A 677-nucleotide genomic window follows, 5' to 3' on the forward strand; every position below is an offset into this window, starting at 1 on the left:
TATCTGGAGAAGGACGGCAGCTACACCAACACCGACCGCCGGGTGCAGCTCGGGCGCAAGGTCCTGGACCCGCCCGGCCAGGCCCGCACCGACTGGGAGATCGTGCAGGACCTCGGGCAGCGCCTCGGGCTGGACTGGGACTACACCCATCCCCGCGAGGTGTTCGACGAGATGGTCACGGTGATGCCCTCCTACACCAACCTCTCCTACGACAACCTGGGTTCCAGCGGGAAGCTGTATCCCAACGACGACCCGGAACACTCCGACGGCACCGTGGTGATGTTCGACGAGAGCTTCAACACCGACGACGGGCTCGCGCACCTCGTGCCCGCGCAGTGGCTGCCGGCGAAGGAACTGCCCGATGCGGAGTTCCCGCTGGTCCTCAACACCGGCCGGTTGCTCGAGCATTGGCACACCGGGTCGATGACCCGGCGTTCGTTCGCGCTGGATGCGATCTCCCCGGAGGCGGAGGTGTACATGCACCCCAAGGACGCCGCCGACCGTGGTCTGGCCCACGGTGAGATGGTGCGCGCCCGCTCGAGGCGGGGGGAGATCGAGCTGAAGCTGCGGGTGTCGCACCGCGAAGCGCTGGGCAACTGCTTCATCGCGTTCCACTTCCGGGAGGCGGCCGCGAACCTGTTGACCATCGACGAGATCGACCCCACCGGCAAGATCCC

At 67.2% G+C, this 677-nt stretch carries 1 protein-coding gene; it reads left to right on the forward strand.

Going from position 1 to position 677, the window contains the following annotated elements:
- On the forward strand, positions 1-677 hold a 677-nt coding region (locus tag CFP66_RS46895), incomplete at both ends, for a molybdopterin oxidoreductase family protein (protein WP_158228486.1).

Origin of the sequence: Pseudonocardia sp. MH-G8 (assembly GCF_002262885.1) — a bacterium.
Classification (GTDB): domain Bacteria; phylum Actinomycetota; class Actinomycetes; order Mycobacteriales; family Pseudonocardiaceae; genus Pseudonocardia.